23 protein-coding genes are annotated in these 25825 nt (G+C 58.2%); 14 read left to right on the top strand and 9 right to left on the bottom strand.

Annotated features, from left to right (window positions below; genetic code table 11):
• Window positions 1-113: 113 nt before the first annotated feature.
• Complete coding sequence (locus HBM95_10265) at window positions 114-461, top strand: HNH nuclease family protein (protein NIH43314.1); 348 nt, start codon at window positions 114-116, stop codon at window positions 459-461.
• Window positions 462-489: 28 nt separating this feature from the next.
• Here HBM95_10265 and HBM95_10260 read toward each other — a convergent pair whose 3' ends face one another.
• Window positions 490-1275, bottom strand: coding sequence for a MipA/OmpV family protein (locus HBM95_10260; GenBank protein NIH43313.1), 786 nt, complete (start codon window positions 1273-1275; stop codon window positions 490-492).
• A gap of 124 nt (window positions 1276-1399) precedes the next feature.
• Here HBM95_10260 and HBM95_10255 point away from each other — a divergent pair, with 124 nt between their 5' ends.
• The 4 genes from HBM95_10255 (at window position 1400) to HBM95_10240 (ending at window position 7589) form a co-directional block, all read left to right on the top strand.
• Window positions 1400-2095: a response regulator transcription factor gene (locus HBM95_10255; GenBank protein NIH43312.1), complete on the top strand. Its 696-nt coding sequence runs from the start codon at window positions 1400-1402 to the stop codon at window positions 2093-2095.
• On the top strand, window positions 2092-3288 hold the full coding sequence (locus HBM95_10250) for a two-component sensor histidine kinase (GenBank protein ID NIH43311.1): 1197 nt from the start codon (window positions 2092-2094) through the stop codon (window positions 3286-3288). Before HBM95_10255 ends, HBM95_10250 begins: the two co-directional genes overlap by 4 nt.
• A gap of 78 nt (window positions 3289-3366) precedes the next feature.
• Window positions 3367-4515, top strand: coding sequence for an efflux RND transporter periplasmic adaptor subunit (locus HBM95_10245; protein NIH43310.1), 1149 nt, complete (start codon window positions 3367-3369; stop codon window positions 4513-4515).
• Window positions 4512-7589: an efflux RND transporter permease subunit gene (locus HBM95_10240; protein NIH43309.1), complete on the top strand. Its 3078-nt coding sequence runs from the start codon at window positions 4512-4514 to the stop codon at window positions 7587-7589. Before HBM95_10245 ends, HBM95_10240 begins: the two co-directional genes overlap by 4 nt.
• Window positions 7590-7611: 22 nt before the next feature.
• Here HBM95_10240 and HBM95_10235 read toward each other — a convergent pair whose 3' ends face one another.
• A complete protein-coding gene (locus HBM95_10235; GenBank protein NIH43308.1) occupies window positions 7612-8379 on the bottom strand; it encodes an arylamine N-acetyltransferase in 768 nt (255 codons plus the stop codon).
• Between the two features lie 96 nt (window positions 8380-8475).
• On the opposite strand from HBM95_10235, the gene HBM95_10230 reads away from it, so the two are divergent.
• Window positions 8476-9930 (top strand): PLP-dependent aminotransferase family protein, encoded by a 1455-nt coding sequence (locus HBM95_10230; protein ID NIH43307.1) that lies wholly within the window; start codon window positions 8476-8478, stop codon window positions 9928-9930.
• Here HBM95_10230 and HBM95_10225 read toward each other — a convergent pair.
• A complete protein-coding gene (locus HBM95_10225) occupies window positions 9902-10786 on the bottom strand; it encodes a LysR family transcriptional regulator (GenBank protein ID NIH43306.1) in 885 nt (294 codons plus the stop codon). The genes HBM95_10230 and HBM95_10225 overlap by 29 nt on opposite strands.
• 135 nt (window positions 10787-10921) lie before the next feature.
• Between HBM95_10225 and HBM95_10220 the strand changes: the two genes are divergently transcribed.
• Entirely contained in the window at window positions 10922-11902 is a 981-nt protein-coding gene (locus HBM95_10220) for a nitronate monooxygenase (GenBank protein NIH43305.1), read from the top strand.
• A 41-nt stretch (window positions 11903-11943) separates the two neighbouring features.
• On the opposite strand, the gene HBM95_10215 is transcribed toward HBM95_10220, so the two are convergent.
• Window positions 11944-12999, bottom strand: a complete 1056-nt coding sequence (locus HBM95_10215) for an SDR family oxidoreductase (GenBank protein NIH43304.1) — start codon at window positions 12997-12999, stop codon at window positions 11944-11946.
• Between the two features lie 97 nt (window positions 13000-13096).
• Between HBM95_10215 and HBM95_10210 the strand changes: the two genes are divergently transcribed.
• The gene (locus HBM95_10210) at window positions 13097-13993 is read left to right on the top strand and encodes a LysR family transcriptional regulator (GenBank protein ID NIH43303.1); all 897 of its coding nucleotides are present in this window, start codon (window positions 13097-13099) and stop codon (window positions 13991-13993) included.
• A 7-nt stretch (window positions 13994-14000) separates the two neighbouring features.
• On the opposite strand, the gene umuC is transcribed toward HBM95_10210, so the two are convergent.
• Both umuC and umuD read right to left on the bottom strand, forming a co-directional pair.
• Window positions 14001-15263 carry a translesion error-prone DNA polymerase V subunit UmuC gene (gene umuC, locus HBM95_10205; protein ID NIH43302.1) on the bottom strand — a complete coding sequence of 421 codons (1263 nt, stop codon included), beginning with the start codon at window positions 15261-15263 and terminating at the stop codon, window positions 14001-14003.
• A complete protein-coding gene (umuD, locus tag HBM95_10200; GenBank protein ID NIH43301.1) occupies window positions 15247-15681 on the bottom strand; it encodes a translesion error-prone DNA polymerase V autoproteolytic subunit in 435 nt (144 codons plus the stop codon). The genes umuC and umuD overlap by 17 nt, the downstream gene beginning before the upstream one ends.
• Window positions 15682-15994: 313 nt before the next feature.
• Between umuD and HBM95_10195 the strand changes: the two genes are divergently transcribed.
• A complete protein-coding gene (locus HBM95_10195) occupies window positions 15995-16195 on the top strand; it encodes a hypothetical protein (protein NIH43300.1) in 201 nt (66 codons plus the stop codon).
• A 46-nt stretch (window positions 16196-16241) separates the two neighbouring features.
• On the opposite strand, the gene HBM95_10190 is transcribed toward HBM95_10195, so the two are convergent.
• A complete protein-coding gene (locus tag HBM95_10190; protein NIH43299.1) occupies window positions 16242-17108 on the bottom strand; it encodes an aldo/keto reductase family oxidoreductase in 867 nt (288 codons plus the stop codon).
• Between the two features lie 144 nt (window positions 17109-17252).
• On the opposite strand from HBM95_10190, the gene HBM95_10185 reads away from it, so the two are divergent.
• Window positions 17253-18914 carry a HAMP domain-containing protein gene (locus HBM95_10185; protein NIH43298.1) on the top strand — a complete coding sequence of 554 codons (1662 nt, stop codon included), beginning with the start codon at window positions 17253-17255 and terminating at the stop codon, window positions 18912-18914.
• A 27-nt stretch (window positions 18915-18941) separates the two neighbouring features.
• Here the strand turns inward: HBM95_10185 and smrA are convergent, their stop codons facing one another.
• A complete protein-coding gene (smrA, locus tag HBM95_10180) occupies window positions 18942-19505 on the bottom strand; it encodes a DNA endonuclease SmrA (GenBank protein ID NIH43297.1) in 564 nt (187 codons plus the stop codon).
• 355 nt (window positions 19506-19860) lie between these two features.
• Window positions 19861-20772 (bottom strand): LysR family transcriptional regulator, encoded by a 912-nt coding sequence (locus HBM95_10175; protein ID NIH43296.1) that lies wholly within the window; start codon window positions 20770-20772, stop codon window positions 19861-19863.
• A 175-nt stretch (window positions 20773-20947) separates the two neighbouring features.
• Here HBM95_10175 and HBM95_10170 point away from each other — a divergent pair, with 175 nt between their 5' ends.
• From HBM95_10170 to ogt, 4 genes are read left to right on the top strand one after another with little or no spacing between them, the layout of a single operon-like run.
• Window positions 20948-22258 carry a M20 family metallo-hydrolase gene (locus tag HBM95_10170; GenBank protein NIH43295.1) on the top strand — a complete coding sequence of 437 codons (1311 nt, stop codon included), beginning with the start codon at window positions 20948-20950 and terminating at the stop codon, window positions 22256-22258.
• The gene (locus HBM95_10165; protein ID NIH43294.1) at window positions 22258-23703 is read left to right on the top strand and encodes an amidohydrolase; all 1446 of its coding nucleotides are present in this window, start codon (window positions 22258-22260) and stop codon (window positions 23701-23703) included. Before HBM95_10170 ends, HBM95_10165 begins: the two co-directional genes overlap by 1 nt.
• A gap of 40 nt (window positions 23704-23743) precedes the next feature.
• Window positions 23744-25270 (top strand): p-aminobenzoyl-glutamate transporter, encoded by a 1527-nt coding sequence (gene abgT, locus HBM95_10160; protein NIH43293.1) that lies wholly within the window; start codon window positions 23744-23746, stop codon window positions 25268-25270.
• A 10-nt stretch (window positions 25271-25280) separates the two neighbouring features.
• Complete coding sequence (ogt, locus tag HBM95_10155; GenBank protein ID NIH43292.1) at window positions 25281-25796, top strand: methylated-DNA--[protein]-cysteine S-methyltransferase; 516 nt, start codon at window positions 25281-25283, stop codon at window positions 25794-25796.
• Window positions 25797-25825 lie beyond the last annotated feature (29 nt).

Genomic DNA, 25825 nt, shown 5'->3' with positions numbered 1-25825 from the left:
CCGTTTATTTAACGGAAAGCGTCAAATAAATTGACGGAATTGAGCGGTTCGTCATTCCGCTTCATAATGGGATATAATATCCCCCACTTTTTTCATGGCAGGTAAAACCGGCAATGGCTCTGATCCCTAAAAACTACGCGCGACTGGAAAGCGGCTATCGCGAAAAAGCATTAAAAATCTATCCCTGGGTCTGCGGACGCTGCTCGCGGGAGTTCGTCTATTCCAACCTGCGTGAATTGACGGTTCACCATATCGATCACGACCATACCAACAACCCGGAAGATGGCAGCAACTGGGAACTGTTGTGCCTGTTTTGCCACGATCACGAGCATTCGAAATACACCGAAGCGGATCAGTACGGCACCACCGTGGTCGCCGGTGAAGATGCGCAAAAAGATGTGGGCGTCGCCACCTTTAACCCGTTTGCCGATTTAAAAGCGATGATGGATAAGAAGAAATAATCCCCTCGCCCACATCGCGCTCCGCGAATTAGAATGTCCAGGTGATAGCGGCGGTTGCAGACCCCTCATTGCGCCGCATCACAATCGGGCTATCATTGGCATGGTCGCCAAGCCAGGTATAGTCCGCACTCAGCACCGTCCCCCAGTGGGCATCGAACTGATGGCTCCAGGTCAGACTGGTTTCGACGCCATAAAATCCACCCGGCGCTGAATAGCGGCGATATCCGCTGCGGCGGCTCTGCTGCTCGCTGACCCCATACCAGGTATTCAGATAATGGCTGTCGCCAAACAGGGCCGCAGACTGAAAGGCGACCGTATCCTGGTTATTTTGTACGGGGACTAGCGTCACGGAGGCCTGATAGCTGGCCCCCTGGCTGTCCGTTAAAGGCAGCGTCGCTTTCCCCTCCACACTCAGCCAGGGCGCGGCCTGCCAGCCCACTGCAAGGCCGGTATTCAGGGTGGTATCAATGTCCCCCATCCCTTTCAGATTGTTTGCGCCCTCACGCCAGCCAGAATTTTTCTCAGCCCTTCCGAAGTCATAGCCCAGCGTGTGTTCGAAGTACCAACCGCTGTCGTTTTGCAGGTCATATCCCACCCCTTTTTGCGCATCAATAAAGAAAGCGCCTTTACGACCCTGCAGCACCGGAACCACCTGCCACACCTGCTTGTCTGAGCCTGAGTAACGCGGGGCATACTGCCCTCCCAGCCCGACGGTTAAGGAATCGGACGCGGAGCCATCATCCGCCTGCACGCCGGACGTCACGACCATCAGAAGCGGGACGGACATATACAGGACTTTTTTTATCGCTATCATATTGCTCTCCATACAGACGCTGGCGTCACTTGATACAGGGGCGGCCACATAATGTTGGCGCAGTATGATTTGGCTGAATCAATGAATCGTCGGGATAGTGTTAAGAAATGGTCAAGGTGAACGGATGTTGTCGAGAAGAGTGCTGATTATTGAAGATGACGCCGATGCGGCTGGCGTGCTCGAAGCCTATTTACGGCGTGAAAATTACGACGTGACCATTACCGGAGACGGTCTTTCCGGGCTGGATATGGCGCAGCGGTGGAAGCCCGACCTCATCCTGCTGGACGTGATGCTGCCGGGGCTTAACGGCACCGAGGTGCTGGCTGGTCTGCGCCGTAAAAGCGATGTGCCGGTGATTATGGTCACGGCCATGGGGGATACCCCCGACCGCATTGGGGCCCTGCGGTACGGTGCCGATGATTACGTTGTGAAGCCTTATCATCCGGGGGAAGTGGTGGCTCGGGTACAGGCGGTGCTGCGGCGCAGCAGTAAAAAAGAGACTGACGAAGCGATCCTTCGCTGGCAAACGCTGGAGGTGGATGTGGGCGCCATTGTGGCGAGCGTGGATAACGGCGGCGACGCGCCTGTGATGCTCGATCTTACGCCAACGGAATTCTCGATTCTGGCAACGCTGCTGCGTTCTCCTGCGCACCCGTTCTCCCGCCAGTATTTACTGGAACACTGCTTGCCGGAAAGCGAGGCGCTGGAACGCGTGGTGGACACCCATATTTATAACCTGCGTAAAAAACTCGAAGTGGCGGGTATTTCCGGCGTGCTGATCAACGTTCGCGGCGTGGGTTACAGGTTCAGACAGCCATGATAAAAAACCGGCACTCGTCTCTGTGGCGCTGGATTTGCGCCCGCATCTTAGCGCTGGCCATCGGCAGCGTGATCGTCATTGCCACCTGCATGTGGCTACGTTATGCGGTGCAGAACTACTGGATATTGGGCAAAATGCCAGCGGCGGTCCGGCAGGAGTTTCTTACGCTCAGCCAGAACCCGCAGGCCAATCCGGCCCGCTTCCACACGATTGTGGACACCTGGTGGGGCCTGAGCTACTCCACGCCGTCTATCGCCTCAGCCGACTGGGTCACGGTGGCCCTGCTGGTGCTGGTAATGATCCCGTTTATTGTGGTGATGGGGCTAAAACACGCCCGGCCGCTGGCGCAGCAGTTCAGCCGCCTTCGCGATGCAGCAAAGGATGTCGCCGACGGGCAGTTTGGCCGTCAGGCAGAGCTCATCAAGGATGCACCGGCGGAAATGGTCAGCTTTGCGACCGATTTTAACTCCATGACGGGGCAACTCGCCCGCTATGAAAAAGAGCTCCGCGCCTCACACGTCGCGATGGCGCACGAGCTGCGCTCGCCCCTGACGGCCGCCATTGGGCGTCTGCAAGGCATGTTAGACGGCGTGTTTGATGCCAGCCCGGCGCAGCTGGGCATGGTGATGAAACAGCTCCAGCACCTCAACCGCCTCACCGATGAGCTCCACCTTCTCTCGTTGGCCGACGCGGGTAACCTTGTGCTGGAGGACCAGCCGTTCTGTCTGGATGAGCTGATTCAGGAGCGGGCAGCCTGGATCATGCCCCAGGCTGATGCGCATAATTTCCGGATAATCCTTCGTAACCCGCGTACCTGCCCCTTCAGAGGCGATGCGTTCCGCCTGGGACAGGTCGTTACTATCCTCATGGAAAATGCGCTACGTTACGGACGCGATGGCGGCCACCTTGAGGTGGCACTGTACTACGCCCGCGGGCATTACACCCTTGAATTTACCGATGACGGGCCGGGCGTATCGCCCCAGTTTTTACCGGAAATGTTTAAACGTTTTAGCCGCGAGGAGCAGTCCCGCGCGCGGCATTCCGGCGGCAGCGGCCTCGGCTTGTCCATCGCACGGGCGATTTGTCAGGCGCATGGGGGTGAGATTAGCGCGTCATTACCGGAAACCGGCGGCCTCGCCGTGCGCATTTTGCTGCCCTGGCATCCGTCCGATAATGAAAATCGCCACTCTTGATAAAGCCTTGACAGAACATCGAATCTTTCTCGACGTAGCGCGCATTTAATAACGCCATTCCCTTTATGGAGCGGCGTTATGTCAGACGAATTTTTTCTCTCCCTCCGCCACTGCCTGCATCATTTGTACGGCGTGGCGCGCACCCTTTCCTGGCTGCATTTTCTTCCCCTGGCCCTGCTTGCGCTGGCGATTTTTCCGCTGACCGGCTGTGGTGATAAACACGAAAATAAGCCCGTTCCTGCACGGGCGGTACGCTACGTCGTCGTTGGCACCGATCAAACCCTTCCCGCGCTGGAAAGAACCGGTGAGATCCATGCCCACGATGAAACGACCCTGAGCTTTCGTACCGGGGGCCGGATACTGACCCGCAGCGTTGATATTGGTGACCGGGTCACTGCCGGACAACTGCTGGCCACGCTTGACAATACGACCGGGCAGAATCAGCTCGACAGCGCTGAGGCCGACTATGAAGGCGCCAAAGCCTCCGCGCAGGTCGCCGCGCTTAACGTCAGTCGAATGCAAAAACTCATGCCAACGGGGGCAATAGCCCGCACGCAGCTCGACAGCGCCCGTGCGGACTGGCTTGTCGCCCGCGCGCGCTTAAAAAGCAGCGAGGCCGCGCGGCGAAATGCCCGCGAAAGCCTCGGCTGGACGCGCCTGATCGCGCCACAAGCGGGCATCATCACGGCCGTGAACGCCTCTGTGGGACAGGTTGTCAGCGACGCTCAGTCCGTGCTGACGCTGGCGACCGGGGAAGAACGCGATGTGATGTTTGATATTGCCACTCCCGATGCGATCCCGCCTCTGGATAAGGCGGTGTTGCGGGTTTCCCTTCTCAGCGCCCCGTCAGTACAGGCGTCTGCCGTGCTGCGGGATATCACCCCGCAGGCCGATCCTCAGACCCGCACCTGGCGCGTCAGAGCCACCCTGCAAAACCCGCCGTCGGCCATGGCGCTGGGTGCCAGCGTTACCGTCACGTTGCCATCGTCAGCCCCGCACGGGTACACCCTTCCCGCATCCGCGCTGACCCGTGCCGGCGACAAACCGGCGGTTTTTGTGATTACCCCGCAGTCGCGGGCGCAGCTGCGCGTGGTGGTACCCGCGAGCTATACGGCTACCTCCGTCATGATTGCCTCCGGCCTTGAGCCCGGCGATCGGGTGATTACCGCGGGCGTGAGCACATTGCGGTCCGGCGAGCCGGTGATGGCCGGAGAGGTTCAGCCATGAACACAGGACAGGAAGCCAAATTTAACCTCTCCGCCTGGGCGCTGAAGAACCAGCAGATGGTCAGCTTTTTTATGCTGCTGGTGATTGCGATGGGCGTGTTCTGCTATGAGAAGTTGCCGCGTAACGAAGATCCGGCTTTTACCATTAAAACGGCCGTCGTCTCCGCGCAGTGGCCGGGAGCATCCGTGGCGGATACCACCCGCCTGCTGACCGATACGCTTGAAAAAAAGCTGCAGGAAACACCCTGGCTGGACTATCTCGAAAGTGAAACCCGGGCCGGACGCACCGTTATCCATGTCAACCTCCGTGACGATACGCCCCCGCAAAGCGTGCCGGACATCTGGTATCAGGTTCGCAAAAAAATGCAGGACATCGCGCCGTCCCTGCCTGAAGGGGTGCAGGTTCCTGCCGTGGACGACGAATTTGACGACACGTTCGGCACAATTTATGCTTTTATTCCCGAAGGTTTCACCCTGCGGGAGGTGCGGGATCGCGTAGAGACCTTACGACGCGAGCTTATGTCCCTGCCGGATATGGGCAAAACAACCCTGCTGGGCGAACAGCAGGAGCAGTGGGTTCTCGCCTTTTCTCCAGCACGCCTGGCCGGGATGGGGCTCGATATTCAGACGATCGCCGACGCCCTCCGGGCGCAGAACGCGGTTGTCCCGGCAGGCACTATGCGTACCGGACAGGAGAACATGGCGATAAAAGTCAGCGGGGCGCTCACGACCGAAGAGAGTTTACGGGCCGTCACGCTGCACGTGAACAATCGCTATATACCGCTGACCGACATTGCCACCGTCACCCGGGAAATCGCCGAGCCACCGGCCCCGGCCTACCGGGTGAACGGCAAACCGGCTATCGGGCTGGCGGTGTCGATGGCGCCAACGGGCAACATGCTGCGTTTCGGTGCTGCGCTGAACGCCAGAATGGCGGCCCTCAGCGCCGGGCTGCCGCACGGTATCGAGATGGTGAAAGTCGCCGATCAGTCAGCGGTGGTCAGTGACGCGGTAAGTGGGTTTATCCGGGTGCTTATCGAAGCCGTTATTATCGTGCTGGCGGTTTCATTTGTCTCACTGGGTTTACGGGCCGGGCTGGTGGTGGCGACGGCCATCCCGCTGGTGCTCGCCATGACGTTTGCCGGCATGATGTTCGCCGGCATTGGCCTTCAGCGCATCTCGCTCGGGGCGCTGATTATTGCCCTGGGCCTGCTGGTGGATGACGCCATGATCGCCGTCGAAACGATGGTCTCCCGGCTGGAAGCGGGGGATTCCCGTCGGCATGCGGCCACCCATGCATTCAAAACGACGGCCTTCCCGATGCTCACCGGTACCCTGGTGATGATTGCCGGTTTTATTCCCGTTGGTTTTGCGGCCTCCAGCGCCGGTGAATACTGTTTTTCCCTGTTTGCCGTGGTGCTCATTGCCCTGCTCTGTTCCTGGGCTGTCGCGATCCTGTTTTCGCCGCTGACGGGTACGTGGCTGCTGCCGGAAAAAGTCAGACATCACGCGGCGGGCCCCGGAAGGATCGCGCGCGGGTACGGACGGCTTTTACGCCTGGCACTGCGCCACCGGCTCGCTACCGTACTGATTGCGCTTTTCGCGCTGGGGCTGTCAGCGTACGGCACGACATTTATGCAGGGCGAGTTCTTCCCCGCCTCGGACCGGCCTGAGCTGCTGGTCAGCCTGACGCTTCCGGCCAACGCGTCGCAGGCGGAAACGCTAAGAGAGGTGGAAAAGCTGGAAAAGGCGCTGGCAGGCAACGGCAACATCAATCGCTATTCGACGTACGTCGGGTCCGGCGCCATCCGTTTTTACCTGCCGATGGACGTGCTGCTGGAAAATGAAAATATCGCCCAGATGGTTGTGGTGGCTAAGGATCTTGAGGCGCGGGATCGTCTGCATGCGCAGCTCAACAGGATCCTGGCGACGCAGTTTAGCGATATCATCACGCGCGTGTCGCCCCTTGAGCTGGGGCCCCCCGTCGGCTGGCCAATCAAATACCGGGTGAGCGGGCCTGACTATCTGCAGGTTCGGGCGTTTGCGAACCGTCTCACGGACGCGATTGGGCAGTCCCCGTTCTCACGCGACGTTAACCAGACGGCCGGAGAGCCGGAGAGGGTCATAACCCTTGAGGTGAATCAGACGGCGGCCAGGGCGGCGGGAATATCATCAGAGAGCCTCGCCCGCACGCTGAATACCGTCTGGTCCGGCAGCGTTGTCACGTCTATCAGGGATAACGACCGCCTTGTCGACGTGGTGCTCCGGGCCACGGACGATGCACGTCACAGCACCGCCACCCTCTCCTCGCTCACGATTCAGGGGAATGACGGTAAAAAAATTCCGCTCAGCGCCGTCGCGACGCCGGTCTGGGGCGTGGACGATCCGGTCATCTGGCGTCGGCAACGCGTGCCCTTTATCACGGTGCAAACGGATCTTGCCCCGGGGCTGAAGGCTGAAGCGGTATCTGCAGCGCTGCGTCCGGCGGTCGATAAACTGCGCGCGAGCCTGCCGGCAGGTTACAGCATTGAAGAAGGCGGCGCGGTTGCCGAATCGGATAAGGGGAACAGCTCCGTCTTCACCGTTCTTCCGGTGACGCTGGTCATCATGCTGTTGCTGCTGATGCTTCAGTTGCGGCGATATTCCCGGATGCTGCTGGCACTCCTGATGGCCCCGTTTGGTTTACCGGGGATCGTGCTGGCTATGCTGCCCGGCGGAACGCCGATGGGGTTTGTCGCGCTGCTGGGCGTCATCACACTGGCGGGGATGATCGTGCGTAACGCGGTGATATTGATTAGCGAGGTTGACAGCAATCTTGCTCAGGGGATGACAAACGATGCCGCGATTATGGCGGCTGCGGAACACCGGGCCAGGCCCATCTGTCTGACCGCCTGTGCCGCCATTCTGGGCATGATCCCCATTTCTCACCAGGTATTCTGGGGCCCAATGGCCTATGCCATTATCGGCGGGCTGCTGTCTGCGACGCTGGTGACGCTGACCGTGTTACCCACGTCGTTTAGCCTGCTGTTACAGTGGGGAGCTCAGCGCAACGCCACAGAAGACGGACTGCGCTGAGGCTCCACCGTTCCCCGGCTGATTACGCGGCGGTCAGCGCAAAACGGTCCTTCAGGACATGGCGAATTTCATCCTCCGCCAGCTGCCGCGTTTCAGTGCCGTTCGCCGTGATGGTTTTCAGCATATCGCCCAGCAAAATCTCGCGTCCTTCGGGGCCATGCTGCACTACCACCCGCTTCTGCACAAAGATCGCATCCGGGTGCGTGGAGTTAAGGTAGTTGGCCGGAACAAAATCAATCCATTCCTGAGGCGTGAGATCAAAGCCATACTGCCGGGCCCATTCTCCCCCCACCTTCGCCTCAAGCAGATATTCGCCCTCCGCGCTGCGGCTTAGTCGAAACGTGTCGAAATCCTGCGTGATATCCACATCAAGCGTGTCCAGCGCCATCGGCGCACGAATTCCGTAGCTGCCAAACCCGAGGTCGCAAAGCCACAGTCGGCTATCTACCTCAGCGATGAGCGCCATATGGGTTTTCGGCCGCCGCACGGGGTAGAACATCGGCCGCGCCGCCACGAATCGGTAAGGTATCCCTAACGCCGCCAGCGCCATGGCAAAAAGCCCGTTCACCTCATAGCAGTAGCCGCCGCGCCTCTGCGTTAACACCTTATCGGCAATGTCGTCTGGCGCCAGCGAGACAATTTTACCCGCCTGCACGTCCAGATTCTCAAAGGGAACGGAAAAGAGCTGATGGCGCATCAGCGCATGCAGGGTGGCCGTATCGGCAGCCGCCGGTCCGGTGTAGTTTATACGTTTGAAATAGGTGGAAATGTTGAAATTATCGCTGTGCATAATGCCTCCTTGTCCTGAACATGCCGGACACTATAGATGGCGTGCATCATTGGCTGTATAGTCAGTTTTATCGAAAATTAGCCTGAACAGATCCCCATGTCCGCCCCGTCCCAGTCGTCCCCACACTATCGCCGAATTGCTGAGATGCTGCGCCTCACGCTGACCTCTGGCGCGCTGCGCGCCGGTGACAGGATGATCTCCGCACGTAAATTGGCCGAGCGCGAGCACGTTAGCCTTCCGACGGCGCTGGAGGCCCTTCGCTGCCTTGAGGCTGAAGGGCTGATTGTTGCGCGCCCGCGTTCAGGTTATTACATCCGCCAGACCAGCCTGCCTCCGCGCGTGGAGCCCGCACGTTCCTCACCTGGCCCGGTCCCCGTCACCATGTCCGCCGTGGCCCGGTCGCTGTTCAGCAGTGCAGAAGCCAGGCTGATCCCGCTGGGCGCCGCCCTGCCCGATCCCGCGTGGCTGCCGGGAGATGCGCTGCAGCGGGCGCTGCACTCTGCGGGTCGTCGTCTGGACGCGCATGGACAGAGCTACAGCCTGCCTCCGGGAAGAGGGGATTTGCGAAGTAAGATTGCCGCGCGTTCTGCACAGTGGGGAGCCCGGTTCGGCGCAGACGATCTGATTATTACCGCAGGTGCGACGCAGGCGCTGCGCCTGGCCCTTCGGGCCGTGTGCCAGCCAGGCGATGTCGTGGCGATTGAGCAGCCCGCCTACTTTGGCACGCTCCTGCTGCTGGAGGATTTAGGCCTGAAGGCCTTAGCGATCCCCACCGACCCTGTCGAAGGCCTGCTGCTGGAACCGCTGGCGGACGCCATTCGCTGCCACCGCCCTGCTGCCGTTCTGGCCTCGCCCACCGTGCAAAACCCGTTGGGTGCCAGCATGCCCGTCGCGCGCAAGCAGGAACTGGTTGCCCTGCTTGAAGAGGCAGAAATTCCTTTGATTGAGGATGATGTTTACGGTGACCTGGTCGGCGAGGGGCAACGTCCTCCGGCCTGCAAGGCGTTCGACCAGAGCGGGAATGTGATCTACTGCAGTTCCCTGTCTAAAACGCTTGCGCCGGGCTGGCGAATCGGCTGGATTGCCGCCGGACGCTACCACCCGCAGGTCTTACAGGCCCGCATGGCCGGAGACTGGGCCGGCACGCCGCTGCTGGAAGCCGCAACGAGCGAGATGCTGGCAAGCGGCGACTACGATCGCCATCTCCGGAGGCTAAAGCGCCGGGTCGCAGAGGGGATCCACGCCGTTGTCGCGCGGGTCGAGGCCAGCTTCCCACCCGGCACGCGCGTTAGCGTACCCGCAGCCGGTTTCCTGCTGTGGGTAGAACTGCCTCAGCAGGTCAGTGCGCTGGAGGTGCACCGTCGTGCGCTGGCGCTGGGCATCGGCGTCAGCCCTGGCCCCCTGTTTTCCCCGAGAGCAGAGTTAACGCATTTTCTGCGGCTGAACTGCGCAAACGAACCCACGCCCCGCCTGCTGAACGCCGTGGACCAGATTGGCGCGCTGTGTCACGAGCTGGCCGCTTTCACACCAGACTCTCCAGCCACTCGGTAAAGACCCGCACCTTGCGGGAGAGGTGACGGTGTGGATAGAGCAGCGACAGCTTGCGGTCCGGCGAGCGATAGTCTGGCAAGACTTCAACCAGAAGACCGCGGTCAATGTAAGGCTGGAGAAAAAGATTCATCCCCTGCATTAACCCCAGCCCGGCAAGGCCAGCCGCAATGTAGGCCTCGGAGTTATCCACGACAAGCTTACCGGGCAGGGTAATCTCCGCGATGCCTTCCGGCGTGGTAAACGTCCACGGCTGAATGTGTCTGCTGCGGTTATTAATCCAGTTGATGGCCTGATGCTTGCGTAAATCATCCGGCGTTTCTGGCGTACCGTGTTTTGCCAGCCAGGCCGGGCTGGCGCAGGTCGTGATGTTGATGTTCCCGATTTTACGCGCGATATACTCGCCGTCCTCCAGCTCTCCCACCCGCAGCACGCAGTCAAGACCGTCCCTGAGCATATCCCGACGGCGGTCAGAGCTGCTCAGAATGATGTCGATTTCAGGATGCTGCCGATAAAAATCAGGCAGATTAGGGATCACCCGTAGCGTGGCAAAAGAGACCGGCATATCCACACGCAGCTGACCGTGTATTGCCCGGTCCGTACCAAACGACTCCAGTAATTCGTCCGCCTGCGCCAGCAGAGGTTTACTCCGGCGATAAAACGCATCGCCATCCGGCGTCAGACTGATTCGACGCGTTGTTCGCTGCAGCAAACGCGTGCCACTGTGCTGCTCCAGAAGCTGTAACGCTTTGGTGACCGCCGGGCGATGGACCTGCAGATTTTCCGCAGCCTGGGTCAGGCTCCCCGACTCGACAATTTCAATAAAAATTCGAATAGCTTCAAAGAGGTTTATTTGCATAAGGGATGCTTTTGCCGCGATCAGAATAACGTTATTGTTATTAATTTTATAACAGTGATGAATTTTTTTGGCTATTTTTCCTAACAATCCTGCGCCCTACACTCTTCCCCATTCAAACGTAAGGGAGAGTCTGCTATGAAAAATAACCGTATTTGTCAGATCCTGGGTATCGAAAAACCTGTTATTCAGGGGCCGTTATCCTGGCTCACGGATGCCCGCCTGGTCGCCGCGGTCAGCAATGCCGGCGGGCTCGGCGTGCTGGGGCCCAATGCCGGTTTAACCGCCGACACGGCGGTCTCCACGCCGGAAGAGACCGCCGAAAAAATGCGCGAAGAAATTCGTAAAACCAAACGGCTGACCGAAAAACCGTTTGGCGTGAACCTGATCCCCACGGCCGTTAATGACGTCTGGACTGGGCCTATTCTTCAGGTGGTGAAAGACGAAGGCGTCAGGGCCGTGGTGTATACGGGCTACGGGGAAGGCAGCATTATTCCCGCGCTGTTCAGCGAGTTAAAAGAGGCGGGTATCGCCATTATCTACCGCGACATCAATCCAACGCCGGAGAACACCCGCCTCGCAGAAGAAATGGGGGCTGACATTATTGTTGCTACCGGTTTTGATGAGGGCGGAACGTTACCCGCAACGGTGCTTGGCACCTTTTCCATCGTGCCGCTGATTGCCGATGCCGTGAAGCACATCCCGGTGATGGCCGCGGGCGGCATTACCGATAATCGCACCGCCAGAGCGGCCCATGCATTAGGCGCGGAAGGCGTGTTTGCCGGGTCGGTCTTTATCAGCACGGAAGAAAGCCGCGTGCCGCAGGGAGTCAAAGAGAAAATTGTTGCTGCCAACGGTCTCGATTTGCTGCTTTTCCGCACCGTGCCCCATTACTACCGCGCTCTTCCCGGCAAGCTGGCGGAAAAACTGGCGTCGATGGATAAAGCAGGCGCAAGCAACGAAGCGCTGGGCAAGGCGATGGGAGGATTACGGGGTCTGCGCCTGGGCATGCTGGAAGATAATACCGATGAAGGCTATATCGCGCTCGGCACGGGGATTGGGAACATCCGCAGCGTGAAAAGCGTGGCCGAGGTTGTTAATGCCTTAACGGTTGAGTAAATCCCCCGGCGTCCTGGCTTGCACCTGGACGCCCAGATTTATCAGGGAATAATCCGCGCCGCTCTCAGCTGCGCGAACAGGCTGAAAAACATCTCATCCGTCGCCTGCATCCGCGTGAAGCCCGACCGCCGCAGCTTGCTCCCGTCACCAAACATGTCGTAGTTCCAGCTGAAGACGAAATCGGCAAACTGCCCATCGCTCAGCTGCAAAATATCCGCTTCCACCAGCCCTTCCCCGGCAAGATCGCGCCATACGCCGCGATAGTCCGTAAACAGCTGGTGAAACGACAACCTCACCGGCGGCGCAGAGTCCAGTTCAAACCAGCGGGCAATGCGCGGCCACAGTTCGCTCCAGCGCCAGATATCGCCATTATTCACGTTGAACGCCTGATTATGTGCTGCCGGTGACGTAGCCGCCCACAGCGTGGCCTCCGCCAGCAGTCCGGCATCGGTATAATCCACAATGCTGTGCCAGGTCTGTTCCGAACCGGGAAAACGCAGCGGTAACCCCAGCGCCTTACACAAAGAGGCATACAGGGCGATACTCAGCGCAAGGTTCATGGTATTACCGGGCACCGCACTGCCCACCACGCCCGGCCGAATGGCATTCCAGTGCCAGCGTTTCCCCTGCTGAAACTGGCTGAGCCACGCGAGCTGCGCGGCGTTAAATTCTGCACCGGGCACGCCAGGATCGCTTTCGCGTGCCGGAGTTTTAAACGGCCCCAGGTGTGCGCCATACACTTTGTAGCCTTGCATCAGGCTGACCGTCTGCAAAGGTGCCGTTTTTTCGAGGGTGCTGACCAGGTTACGCAGCATAGTGACGTTCGGCTCAACCATCTCTGTCCAGTTCGCGGCGTTAACCCAGGCGCTGTAAAAGAGATGGGTAACCCTGCTCAGCGATTGCAGCGCCCGCGCGCTGTCCTTAGCATCCAGCAAATCGACGTTCACCACTGGAATGCCGTCAGGATGGGATAACGCCTGACGGCTCAGGCCGATCGCTTCCCATCCATTGTGCAGAAGCGTTTTAACAAGCTGTCTGCCGACAATTCCGCTCGCGCCCGCGACCAGGGCGACATTTTGTTGCTGCATCTTATCCATCGTGTTTCTCCAGAAAGGGTGACAGATGCAGTGTCATATATTATTTTTTTAGTGAATACCCCCTCCATCCGATAGCACTTATCAGAAAAACCATTAAATGAATAATAAGCTCAACGCCATTTCCACCTTTCTTTGCGTCGCGGACGCAGGCTCTTTTTCTGCCGCAGCCCGTCGGAGCGGGATGAAGCAGTCCGCCGTCAGCCAGCAGATCGCCGCCCTTGAACAAGAACTGGGCGTGGTGTTACTGCACCGAACAACGCGTGCAATGAAGCTGACCGAACAGGGAGAACGTTACCGCCGCGACATGCAGCTGCTGCTGGACGCCATGCGGGAAGCGGAGGGACGGCTGGCGCCGGTCGATCATCAATTTCAGGGAAACGTTCATGTCCAGCTGCCGAGCGGCCTGGGGAAGATCGTCTTGCCACATCTACTGGAGCTGCAGCGCCTGCATCCAGAATTACATCTCAGACTTTCTCTTGATGACCGCCTTGCAGACCTGGTGACGGAGGGCGTGGACGTCGCGATTAGGCTGGGCAGTGAGCCCCCGCAGGCGCATGCGGCCCGCGTGCTGGCGCGTATTGAAAGCGCGCTGTTCGCCGCCCCCGGCTTTCAGGCGGTGCACGACGTGAGCGAGCTGACCACGCTGCCCCACGTGCGCTTTAGCGGCATCCCGCTGGATGCCCCCCTGCGGCTCATCACGGATGAAGAAGCGATCGAAGTAAAAGTGAATACCGTTTTCCGCGCCAACACCAGCGACGCGCTGCTACGGGCGCTGGAGGCGGGCATCGGTATCGGCGGTATGCAGCGACCGCTTGCGGCCAGGGCGCTGAAAACCGGCACGCTGGTGCCGGTATTGCCCGACTGGCGGTTGCCCGATCGCGTTCTCTATGCCGTCTATCCTGACGCCCGCTTTATTCCGCAACGCGTGCGAAGCGTCGTCGGCGTGATTGAGCAATTGCTGATTGAGATCGCGGAGCACGCCCCCGCAAAATAACCGCCTCCTACCGCGCCACCGGTAAATCCGCGTACCGCGTCGTATAAGCCGGTGACAGCATCTCACGCTTCATCGCCCAGGATTTCTCAATCCCCTGCCCGGCAAACCATATCTTCCCTTTGCCGGAATGATTCAGGCTGTCGATCGTCTCCATCAGCGCCGCGCTGTTGACGCTCGGGCGGTTATCGTCAAACAAGTTAAGCTGAGCGACGCCGCTGCTGAAAAAGTCCGCCAGCATGACCCCGGCTTTCATATAGCGATACCCGTCAAGCCAGATACGCCCCAGCGCCTCCGTGGCGGCGCGGATGATATCGCGCGAGTCATTGGTGGGCGTCATCAGGGTGACGGAAGCCTGATTGCCGTAATAAATTTCGTTGTCCGCGTGCGGGCTGGTGCGTACAAACACGCTGATAAAACGACAGTATTGATGCTCGCCGCGCAGTTTCTCTGCTGCGCGTTCCGCATAGGCGCAAATGGCCTGGTGCATCTCCTCGTACTGCGTAATACGGTGTCCAAACGAGCGGCTACAGATAATTTGCTGCTTCGTAGGGGTAAACTCTTCCAGATCGAGGCAGGGCTCACCGCGAAGCTCGCGTGCCGTGCGCTCCATAACCACGTTAAAATGTTTGCGGATGACCCAGGATGACGCTTCCGCCAGCTCCAGCGCCGTGGTAATCCCCATCGCGTTGAGCTTTTTCGTGATGCGTCGTCCTACTCCCCACACCTCCTCCACCGGAACCTTTGCCAGCAGCTTACGCTGCCGTTCACGATCCGAGAGATCGACCACGCCCCCGGTGGCTGACCACCGCTTCGCCGCATAGTTGGCCAGCTTCGCCAGCGTTTTGGTCGGCGCAATCCCGACGCCAACGGTTAAGCCTGTGTTTTTGAAGACCTGCGTACGCATCTGATGACCGAATGCTTCCAGCGACAGGCAGTTGCTGACACCCGAAACGTTCACAAATGCTTCATCAATGGAGTAGATCTCAATGGCCGGCGCGAGATCGGTCAGCGTTTGCATCACCCGGCTGCTGAGGTCGGCATACAGCGCATAGTTCGAGCTAAAGACGTAAACCCGCGACGGATAACCCTTCTCTTTGAATTTAAAATAGGGTTCCCCCATTTTTATGCCGAACTGCTTTGCCTCTCGCGACAGCGAAATAATGCAGCCGTCGTTATTGGACACCACCACGATGGGTTTACCCACCAGATCGGGGCGAAACACCCTCTCGCAGGAGGCATAGAAACTATTCACATCAACCAGCGCGAACATGTTTATGCGTTTTAAGCGTATGAGTGACGACACCGAAGATTTGCAGCTCCTCTTCGGACTGAAAGGCGATCGGCTGATAGCGGGCATTACGCGGCAACAGTCTCAGAACCGGACGGGTCTGTAGCTCTTTCACCGTGAACTCACCGGCGACCGACGCCACAACGATATCCCCATGTTCAGCATTCAACGAACGGTCGACCACCAGCAGATCGCCGTCGCTAATCCCCGCGTCGATCATGGAGTCCCCGCTCACTTTGATAAAGTAAGTCGCACTGGGGTGCCTGACTGCCAGCCGGTTAAGATCGAGACGATCCTCCACATAATCCTGCGCAGGGCTTGGGAAGCCACAGGCAACGCGCTCAAGATAGAGAGGTAATTCAATAGGTTGTTTTGGATGATAAGAAAAGAGAGTGTCCATAAATGCCTTTCCCGCCAGATACTGTATATAAACACAGTATTACGGATTACGGCACAGGATCAAGGTCATTTCCGACAAAGACCGCAAACGCCTTGAAGTTTGAGCGGATTTAATTCAGCCATCTCTTGTGCGGGCGGTCGCAGATGGGTTAAACGCAAGTCATAAGAAAGTCACAAACAAACACTTTAAAATCACTTAAAGTGAAAAACGAAAGATCACCAAATTACTACACAAACACTATCAATTGACTTTTATATAAGAGTGACGCATATTTTAGGGCACGAATTATCAAGACTTTTGGAGGACGTTTTCTATGCCAGCCCGTGACTATCCCGACAAGCGAGTTGCCCGCGGTTTAGCAAAGGAGGCCGATCTCAGGATGTTGAGCGCCCGCATTGAGCCTGATTTGATGGAATACATCAGAATCACCGCCTTTGAGACGCGTAAAAGCAAGCAGGAGATTGTGGCAGAAGCGTTAGCGCTTCACAGACAGAAAAGTCAATGCGGAGTCTGATCGGGCAAAGTCTGGAAGTGTCCTTCCGGCTTTGCCCATGCCGTGATTAACCCATCAGAGCATTCAGTTTTTCAAGTGCTTCAGGCGGCAATTGCACCTCTCCCGCCGCAAGGTTTTGCCGCAGATGCGCCACGGATGAAGTACCGGGGATCAGCAGGATGTTCGGCGACCGTTGCAACAGCCATGCCAGCGCAACCTGCATCGCCGTTGCGCCCAGGGAATCCGCGACGGCCTGCAGGCCGGTAGACTGCAGTGGCGTAAAGCCTCCCAGTGGGAAGAACGGCACATACGCAATCCCCTGCTGCGCCAGTAAATCTACCAGCGCATCATCGCCGCGGTTCACAATGTTGTACATGTTCTGCACGCAGACGACCTGCACCATCTTCCGCGCTTCCGCCACCTGCGTGGCCGTGACGTTGCTCAGGCCAATGTGGCGCACCAGGCCTTGCTGCTGTAATTCTGCGAGGGTGGAAAGCGGTTCAGCAATCGATCCCTCCGCAGGGCCGTGTGCGCTAAACATGATCCGCAGATTCACCACGTCCAGCACATCCAGCTTCAGATTACGCAGGTTGTCATGCACCGCCTGAGTCAGTTCCTGCGCGGAAAAGGCGGGCAGCCAGGCCCCTTTGTCATCACGGCGGGCGCCGATCTTGGTGACGAGGGTGAGATCGTCCCGGTAAGGATGAAGCGCCTCGCGGATCAGCTGGTTCGTCACATGCGGACCATAAAAATCGCTGGTATCAATATGGTTCACGCCCGCCGCCACGGCTTCGCGCAGCACGTCCAACGCGGCTTGTTTATCCTTCGGCGGGCCAAACACGCCCGGCCCGGCAAGCTGCATCGCCCCGTAGCCCAGTCGTTTAACCGTTCGCGTTCCGAGCGCGTACGTCCCGCTTTTATCAATGCTGCTCATATTAACCTTCCTCATCAAAATGATCCGGATTTACAACAGGTTCCTGACCGAAGCCCTAAGTTAAGCGCGAGTTAAATTAAAGTTTAAATTCTATACGACGATAGTATTGGTGTACCTCTGCATCTTTTCTAACGGACGACCGCTATGCTGAAAAATCTGCACGTGATTACCGGAATTATCTTTGCCCTCACCATATTCTGTCTGCTGCAAGTTGTCACGGGAGGGTTGTTCTACTCTGCCGTCAGCAACGATCGCCATAACTTCCAGAACTCCGGCGTGCTGAATGCCCAGCAGGAAAGCCTGAGCGACAGCGTGAACACGCTGGTGAAAACACGTGTCACCGTCACCCGCGTGGCAATTCGCTACCTGAAAAACCAGCGCGATCCGGCATCCCTTGCCGCAATTAACAAACTGCTCGGCACCGCAGGCGACTCTCTGGCTAAAGCGGAAACCTATAACAAAGAATGGCAGAAAATGCCGCAGGTTAACGGCCAGAATGCGGCGTTAACCGACGAGATGCAGAAATCCTGGAATCAGATGCATGAAGTGATGCGTTTGTCGATTGAGTATCTGCGTGCCGACAACTATCAGGCCTATGGCGATCTGGACGCTCAGCAGGCTCAGGACGATATGGAAGCGGTCTACAACCGCTGGCGCGCCGAAAACAACACGCTGCTGAAAGCGGCAACCGAAGAGAACCAGAGCAGCTTCACCCAGATGCAGTGGACGCTGGCAGCTATTTTCCTGGCCGTTATTGCCGTTCTGGTGGTGATCTGGCAGGGTTTACAGCACCTGCTGTTAAAACCGCTCAACGCCATCATGAACCATATTCGCGCCATTGCAGGAGGCGACCTGACGCAGAATATCGCCCTCTCTGGCCGCAATGAAATGGGTCAGCTGGCCGCCGGCCTGCATGAGATGCAGCAATCGCTGGTAACCACCGTCAGCGCCGTGCGCGGCAGCACCGATTCCATCTACACCGGCGCGGGTGAAATTGCCGCAGGGAGCAACGATCTCTCCGCCCGCACCGAAGAGCAGGCTGCCTCGCTCGAAGAAACTGCCGCCAGCATGGAAGAGCTGACCGCGACGGTTAAACAGAACTCCGATAACGCCCGTCAGGCGACGTTGCTGGCGAAGAACGCCTCTGAAACAGCGGCTCGCGGCGGCCACGTCGTGGATAACGTGGTTCGCACCATGAACGAAATTGCCAACAGTTCGCAGCAAATCGCCCATATTACCGGCGTGATTGACAGCATTGCGTTCCAGACCAACATTCTGGCGCTTAACGCCGCGGTGGAAGCCGCGCGCGCCGGCGAGCAAGGCCGCGGTTTTGCGGTTGTCGCCGGTGAAGTCCGTACGCTGGCCAGCCGCAGCGCGCAGGCGGCGAAAGAGATTAAAGGGCTTATCGAGAACTCCGTCAGCCGGGTGAACACCGGTTCTGAGCAGGTCAGCGAGGCTGGCACCACCATGAAGGAGATTGTCGCCGCCGTCACCCGCGTGACCGATATCATGGGCGAGATTTCGTCCGCGTCCGACGAGCAGAGCCGCGGTATTGAGCAGGTGAGCCTCGCCGTGTCGCAGATGGACAGCGTGACGCAGCAAAACGCCGCGCTGGTGCAGCAGTCCGCCACGGCGGCAGCGGCGCTGGAAGACCAGTCCGAACAGCTGCGCCAGGCCGTGGCCGCGTTTCGCCTGAACGGTAAAGTCAACGCCACCGCCCCGCGCCCGGCCAACGTTAAAACGCCGCAGCTGCTGCGTCCGGCAACGGCAACCGCCACCCCCGACAGTAACTGGGAAACGTTTTAAGCCTCAGGCGGGCGAAGATATCGCCCGCTAGCGGCTGCGCTTGGCGTGCCGCTCCCAGTTGTCCTGTTTTGCTTCATCGGATTTTCGCAGGGAAACATAGCATGCCCCGCTGCCGCCGTGATGCGGCAGCGCCACGCAGAAAGCCTGCACTTCCTCGAACTCGGTTAACCAGCGAGCAAGATAGCTGCGCACCACATTAGGGTGCGAATTCTGCTCGCGCCCTTTCCCGTGAATGACGATCAGGTTACGTAGTCCGTCACGACTGGCCTGACGAATAAAGGAATACAGCATCTGGCGGCAGCGTTCAGCAGGCTGGCGCAACAGATTCAGGCTGGCCTGTCGGGAGTATTTACCCGAACGCAGCTTATCAATAACGCCCTGCTGAACGCCTTCGCGCTGAAAAGCCAGCGGCTCGTCAAGGGGCAATAGCTCAAGGAAACCCAGGGTCAGAAAGTTGTCGAGCTGTTCGGTATCGATGTCCTGGCGAGCCCGGGTATTACGGCTTTGCTGCCAGTGGATATCGGTGCAGCGCTTCAGGGGCTGGACATCCTCCATGGCGTCAAGAAAAAGAGATTTGTCGTCAGGGTTCATGGAAATCCTCCGGCTACATCTGGGCTTGTACTATACCTGCGCCAGACCGGCGCCTCAATAACCCTTAGAAGGTGAGGCGCGAGACAAATATTAACCCGATGAATATATATAGTAATTACAAAATGCACTTAAATCTGACTTAACTAAAACCATAGCAACGATAAAATAAGTGATTTACGTTAAATTTTCGTGAAATCAATCATTCACCTTCCTTTCATTTTTCGGGAAAGGTGTTATAACTAAATTTACCTGCCTCATGGATATAATACCCAGGACTTGCGAAAGGACGCACTGCTGTGTGTACTGTAGGGTCTGTCTGATGTCGGACAGGCTCTGTTTTTTTATTATGATAATTTCACCCTAAAACTATTTTTCTTGCTTCCCTTCTGAATTGCGTAATTAATGATTCGGCAAGCGGAGTTTGTCGAGAATCCCGGCGCTGAATTAAATAATATGCGGCTTTGGGAAGCGATTCGACAACCGGCAGGATGACCAGACGGTGCGCCAGCAGCGGGTCACAGCCTAATTCCTGCGGCAGGATACTTAAAAAATCGCTTTGCGCGACAAGGCTAATGCAGGAAGAAAAAGTTTCGCACACCACGCCAATTCGCGGTATTTGCGAGCGGTGGCTAAATAAATCTTCTAATTGCTTATAATAACTTCCACGCGGCGTTGGCATTGTCCAGTTATAATGCAGAAGATCGTTAATGGATGTTGCCCCTGTCGCCGGATGCCCTTCCCGGCAAAATACCGCAAACGGTTTTTCGAAGAGTTTTTCGAACGTAAATTCATGGTCGTAAGGCCCCTGATAATAGGTGTTGATGGTGAAATCCAGTTCACCCTGGCGCAATTCATTGATCATCGACACCAGCTGCCCTTCCATAATCCGCACCTTGACCTGCGGATGCTGGGCGTGAAAACGAGTGATGACGGCGGGCATCAGGCTGCGTGACACGCTGGCCCCCATCCCGATATTGATCTGCCCGGCCAGCTCCCCCTGCCGCTGGCGAATGTCATCCTGCGCCGCGCGCAATTCTTCCAGAATCAGCCTGGCGCGCTGATAAAACCCCTCGCCGCATTCGGTCAGCGCGACGCCCTTACTCCTGCGCACGAAAAGCTGCGCCGCCATGCCCTCCTCCAGCTCTTTGATGGATTTGGTCAACGCCGGCTGTGAGAGATTCAGCGTCCGGCTGGCGCCGCGAATGCTGCCCTGGCGCGCAACCTCAACAAACGCCCGAATTTGATGAAATTTAATCTGAAATGACATAGCTCAACCGATAACCGTTGTTTATCAGAGTAAAGAAACTGTCATCTACTTTAATGGAAAGGGATGTGCGAGGGTAATTCCTGAACGGTTAAAACTGTGAAAAAACGGTTAGTGATAAGTAAAAACTATCACGGCGTGAAGCAGTTCACATTTTTTAATGATGACAGGAACAGACATGGACACACTGGCACAGTACATCCAGACATTGGCTCCCCAGCTGATCGCATGGCGTCGGGATTTTCACCATTATGCGGAATCAGGCTGGGTAGAGTTTCGTACCGCCGCGAAGGTCGCGGAAACCCTGGACTCGCTGGGTTACAAACTGGCGATGGGTCGCGACGTGGTCGATGCCGGGAGCCGTATGGGGCTGCCCGATAACGCCATCCTGGAAAAAGAGTTTGCCCGTGCGCGTTCGCAAGGCGTGCCTGAGAAATGGCTGGCACCGTTTGAAGGCGGATTTACCGGCATTGTGGCGACCCTGAATACCGGCCGCCCTGGCCCGACGCTGGCGTTTCGCGTCGATATGGATGCCCTGGATTTAAGTGAAGCGCTCGACGACAGCCATCGCCCGTTCCGCGACGGTTTTGCCTCCTGCAACGCGGGAATGATGCACGCCTGCGCGCACGACGGCCACACCACCATTGGCCTGGGGCTGGCCCAGGTGCTTAAGCAGAATGAAGCGCAGCTCAACGGTACCATCAAGCTGATCTTCCAGCCTGCCGAAGAAGGCACCCGCGGCGCGCGCGCCATGGTCGCCGCCGGGGCGCTGGACGACGTGGATTATTTTACCGCCATCCATATTGGTACCGGCGTCCCTGCCGGAACGGCGATCTGCGGCAGCGATAACTTTATGGCAACCACCAAGTTCGACGTGAACTTTACCGGCGTTGCCGCACACGCGGGCGGCAAACCGGAGGATGGTCGTAACGCCCTGCTTGCCGCCGCGCAGGCCGCCCTCTCCCTGCACAGCATCGCCCCGCACAGCGAAGGCGCTTCCCGCGTCAACGTCGGCGTGATGCAGGCGGGTAGCGGCCGCAACGTGGTGCCCGCAAATGCACTGATTAAGGTTGAAACCCGCGGCGAAAGCGAAGCAATAAACCAGTATGTCTTTGAACGCGCGCAGGCTGTCATTACCGGCGCGGCCGCGCTCTATGGCGTGAGCGCGGAGATGCGCCTGATGGGGGCCGCCACCTCCAGCGCGCCGACGCCGGCCTGGGTTGATTACCTGCGTGAACAGGCGAGCCAGGTATCGGGAATTGTGCACGCAATCGATAAGGTGAAAGCGCCAGCAGGCTCTGAAGACGCCACGCTGATGATGGCCCGCGTGCAGCAGAACGGCGGCATGGCGTCGTATATGGTGTTTGGCACGGATTTGAGCGCCGGACATCACAACGAAAAATTCGACTTCGATGAGCAGGTCATGGCTGTCGCCATTGAAACGCTGGCGCGAACTGCGCTCAATTTCCCGTGGACGCGAGGTGTGTAATGCAGGAGAACTACGCTTTTATTGCCGATGCCATCGATACGCGATGTCAGACGCTAACCGATATTGCCGACGCAATTTGGGATCATCCCGAAACCCGCTTTGAAGAGGTCTGGTCCTCCAGACGGCTCGCTGACGAGCTGGAAGCCGAGGGCTTTACGCTGACCCGCGAGGCAGGCGGTATCCCAAATGCCTTTATTGCCAGCTTCGGCAGCGGAAAACCGGTTATCGCTCTGCTGGGCGAGTACGACGCACTGGCCGGGCTAAGCCAGCAGGCGCACTGCGCGACGGCGCAATCCGCCACGCCGGGGGCAAACGGCCACGGCTGCGGGCATAACCTGCTGGGCACCGCAGCGCTTGCGGGCGCGGTGGCGGTAAAAAGCTGGCTGGAGCAGCACGGCGGCAGCGGAACGGTGCGTTTTTACGGCTGTCCCGGTGAGGAAGGCGGCTCCGGGAAAACCTTTATGGTACGTGAAGGTCTGTTTGATGACGTTGATGCCGCCGTCACCTGGCACCCGGAGGCCTTTGCCGGGATGTTTAACGTCAGCACGCTCGCCAACATTCAGGCGGCCTGGCGTTTTCACGGCGTGGCGGCGCATGCGGCCAACTCGCCCCATTTAGGGCGCAGCGCGCTGGACGCCGTGACGCTGATGACTACCGGCACCAACTTCCTTAACGAGCACATCATAGAGAAAGCGCGCGTCCATTACGCCATCACCGACACCGGCGGGATTTCGCCCAACGTGGTGCAGGCGCAGGCTGAAGTGCTGTACCTGATCCGCGCCCCGGAGATGGCCGACGCGCAGCAGATCTACCAACGCATCGAAAAAATTGCCCAGGGCGCGGCAATGATGACCGAAACCACCGTCGAGTGCCGCTTTGATAAAGCCTGCTCCAGCTACCTGCCGAACCGCACGCTTGAGGCGGCAATGTACCGCGCGTTGCAGCACTACGGCACGCCGGAGTGGACCGATGAAGAGCGCGACTTTGCCCGCGAAATCCGCGCCACGCTGACGCCCAACGATCTGCAGAACAGCCTGAAAAACATTGCCGCCACGGGGGGAGAAGCAGGCAAAGCCTTTGCCCGCCGCCATCAGGAGACGCTTCTGGTGGATGAAGTCGCGCCCTATGCCATCACCGATAACGTGTTGGCGGGTTCAACGGACGTGGGTGACGTCAGCTGGAAAATGCCGGTCGCCCAGTGCTTCAGCCCCTGCTTTACCGTCGGCACGCCGCTGCACACCTGGCAGTTGGTGGCGCAGGGGCGAACCTCCATTGCCCACAAAGGCATGCTGCTGGCGGGAAAAGTGATGGGCGCGACCGCGCTCAATCTGCTGCAGGACGCAGCGCTGCTGAAAAAATGCCGTGAAGAGTTCGAACAACAATTACAAGAAAAACCGTACGTGTGTCCGATCCCACAAGACGTGACACCGTCACCTTTAAAATAAAAAACACAACACAACAACACAACACTCCCGAGGAACGCCCATGAGTATGTCATCCATACCTTCGCATTCCCCATCCGGTAAGCTCTATGGCTGGGTTGAAAGGATCGGCAATAAAGTGCCGCACCCTTTCCTGCTGTTTATCTATCTGATTGTGATTTTGATGGTCGCCACCGCCGTGCTCTCAGCCTTTGACGTCAGCGTGCGCAGCCCGGCTGACGGCAGCCTGGTGGCGGTGAAAAATCTGCTCAGCGTTGACGGGCTGCACTGGTTTTTACCCAACGTGATTAAGAACTTCAGCGGCTTCGCCCCGCTCGGAGCCATTCTGGCGCTGGTGCTGGGAGCCGGGCTGGCTGAACGCGTGGGTTTGCTGCCCGCATTGATGGTGAAAATGGCGTCCCACGTCAGCGCGCGATACGCGAGCTACATGGTGCTGTTTATCGCCTTTTTCAGCCACATTTCATCCGACGCTGCGCTGGTGATTATGCCGCCGATGGGGGCGCTGATCTTCCTCGCCGTCGGACGTCATCCCGTGGCGGGCCTGCTGTCGGCAATTGCGGGCGTGGGCTGTGGATTTACCGCTAACCTGCTGATCGTCACCACCGACGTGTTGCTCTCAGGCATCAGCACGGAGGCGGCGAAAACCATTGACGCAGGGATGCACGTCAGCGTGATCGACAACTGGTACTTTATGGCGAGCTCAGTGATTGTCCTGACGCTTGTCGGCGGGCTGATTACCGATAAGATCGTCGAGCCGCGTCTGGGCAAATGGGAAGGCCGTAGCGATGAAAAGCTGGAGACCCTGAGCAAAGAGCAGCGCTTCGGCCTGCGCGTGGCTGGCGCGGTCTCGCTGGCCTTTATCGCGCTGGTGGCGCTGATGGTGGTGCCGGAAAACGGCATATTGCGCGATCCGGTTAAACATACCGTCCTGCCGTCGCCGTTTATTCAGGGCATCGTGCCGCTGATTATTCTCTTTTTCTTTGTCGTTTCGCTCGCTTACGGTATCGCCACCGGCAAAATCCGCCGTCAGGGCGATCTGCCGCAGCTGATGATCGAGCCGATGAAAGAGATGGCGGGTTTTATTGTGATGGTGTTCCCGCTGGCGCAATTCGTTGCCATGTTTAACTGGAGCAATATGGGCAAGTTTATGGCCGTGGGTCTGACCGACGCGCTGGAGGCCGCCGGGCTAAGCGGCGTGCCGGCGTTTGTCGGCCTGGCGCTGCTGTCATCTCTGCTGTGCATGTTTATCGCCAGCGGCTCCGCAATCTGGTCGATTCTGGCGCCGATCTTCGTGCCGATGTTCATGATGCTGGGGTTCCACCCGGCGTTCGCGCAGATCCTGTTCCGTATCGCTGACTCGTCGGTGATCCCGCTGGCCCCCGTCTCACCTTTCGTTCCGCTGTTTTTAGGCTTCCTGCAGCGCTATAAGCCCGAGGCCAGACTGGGTACCTATTATTCGCTGGTTTTACCCTACCCGCTTATCTTTTTAGGGGTATGGCTGGTGATGCTGGTGGCATGGTATCTTGTCGGCCTGCCGATTGGGCCGGGGATATACCCGAGGCTGAACTAAAGGATTGAAAATGCTGAGATTACTCGAAGATAAGATTGCAACGCCGCTTGGGCCGCTGTGGGTGATCGCGGACGAGCAGTTCTGCCTGCGCGCCGTCGAATGGGAAGAGCACAGCGATCGCATGGAAGAACTGCTGAATGTTCACTACCGCTCACAGGGTTATGAACGCATCAGCGCCACCAATCCGGGTGGTCTGAGCGATAAGCTTGCGGCCTACTTCGAAGGCGATCTCAGCATCATCAATACTCTGCCGACCGCCACGGCAGGCACCCCTTTTCAGCGCGAAGTGTGGCAGGCCCTGCGTTCGATACCCTGCGGGCAGGTCATGCATTACGGCCAGCTCGCGGAGCAGCTAGGCCGCGCGGGGGCCGCACGCGCGGTGGGTGCCGCGAACGGCTCTAACCCGGTCAGCATTGTGGTGCCCTGCCATCGCGTCATTGGCCGCAACGGTACCATGACAGGCTATGCCGGCGGCGTGCAGCGAAAAGAATGGCTGCTGCGTCACGAAGGGTATCTCTTGCTCTAGATCCCAGGCTTTTTGTGCTTAATTTTCTT

Origin of the sequence: Enterobacter asburiae, assembly GCA_011754535.1 — a bacterium.
Lineage (GTDB): Bacteria > Pseudomonadota > Gammaproteobacteria > Enterobacterales > Enterobacteriaceae > Enterobacter > Enterobacter cloacae_N.
Note: the sequence above shows the minus strand (reverse complement) of the source record. Positions and strands in the feature narration are given on the sequence as shown.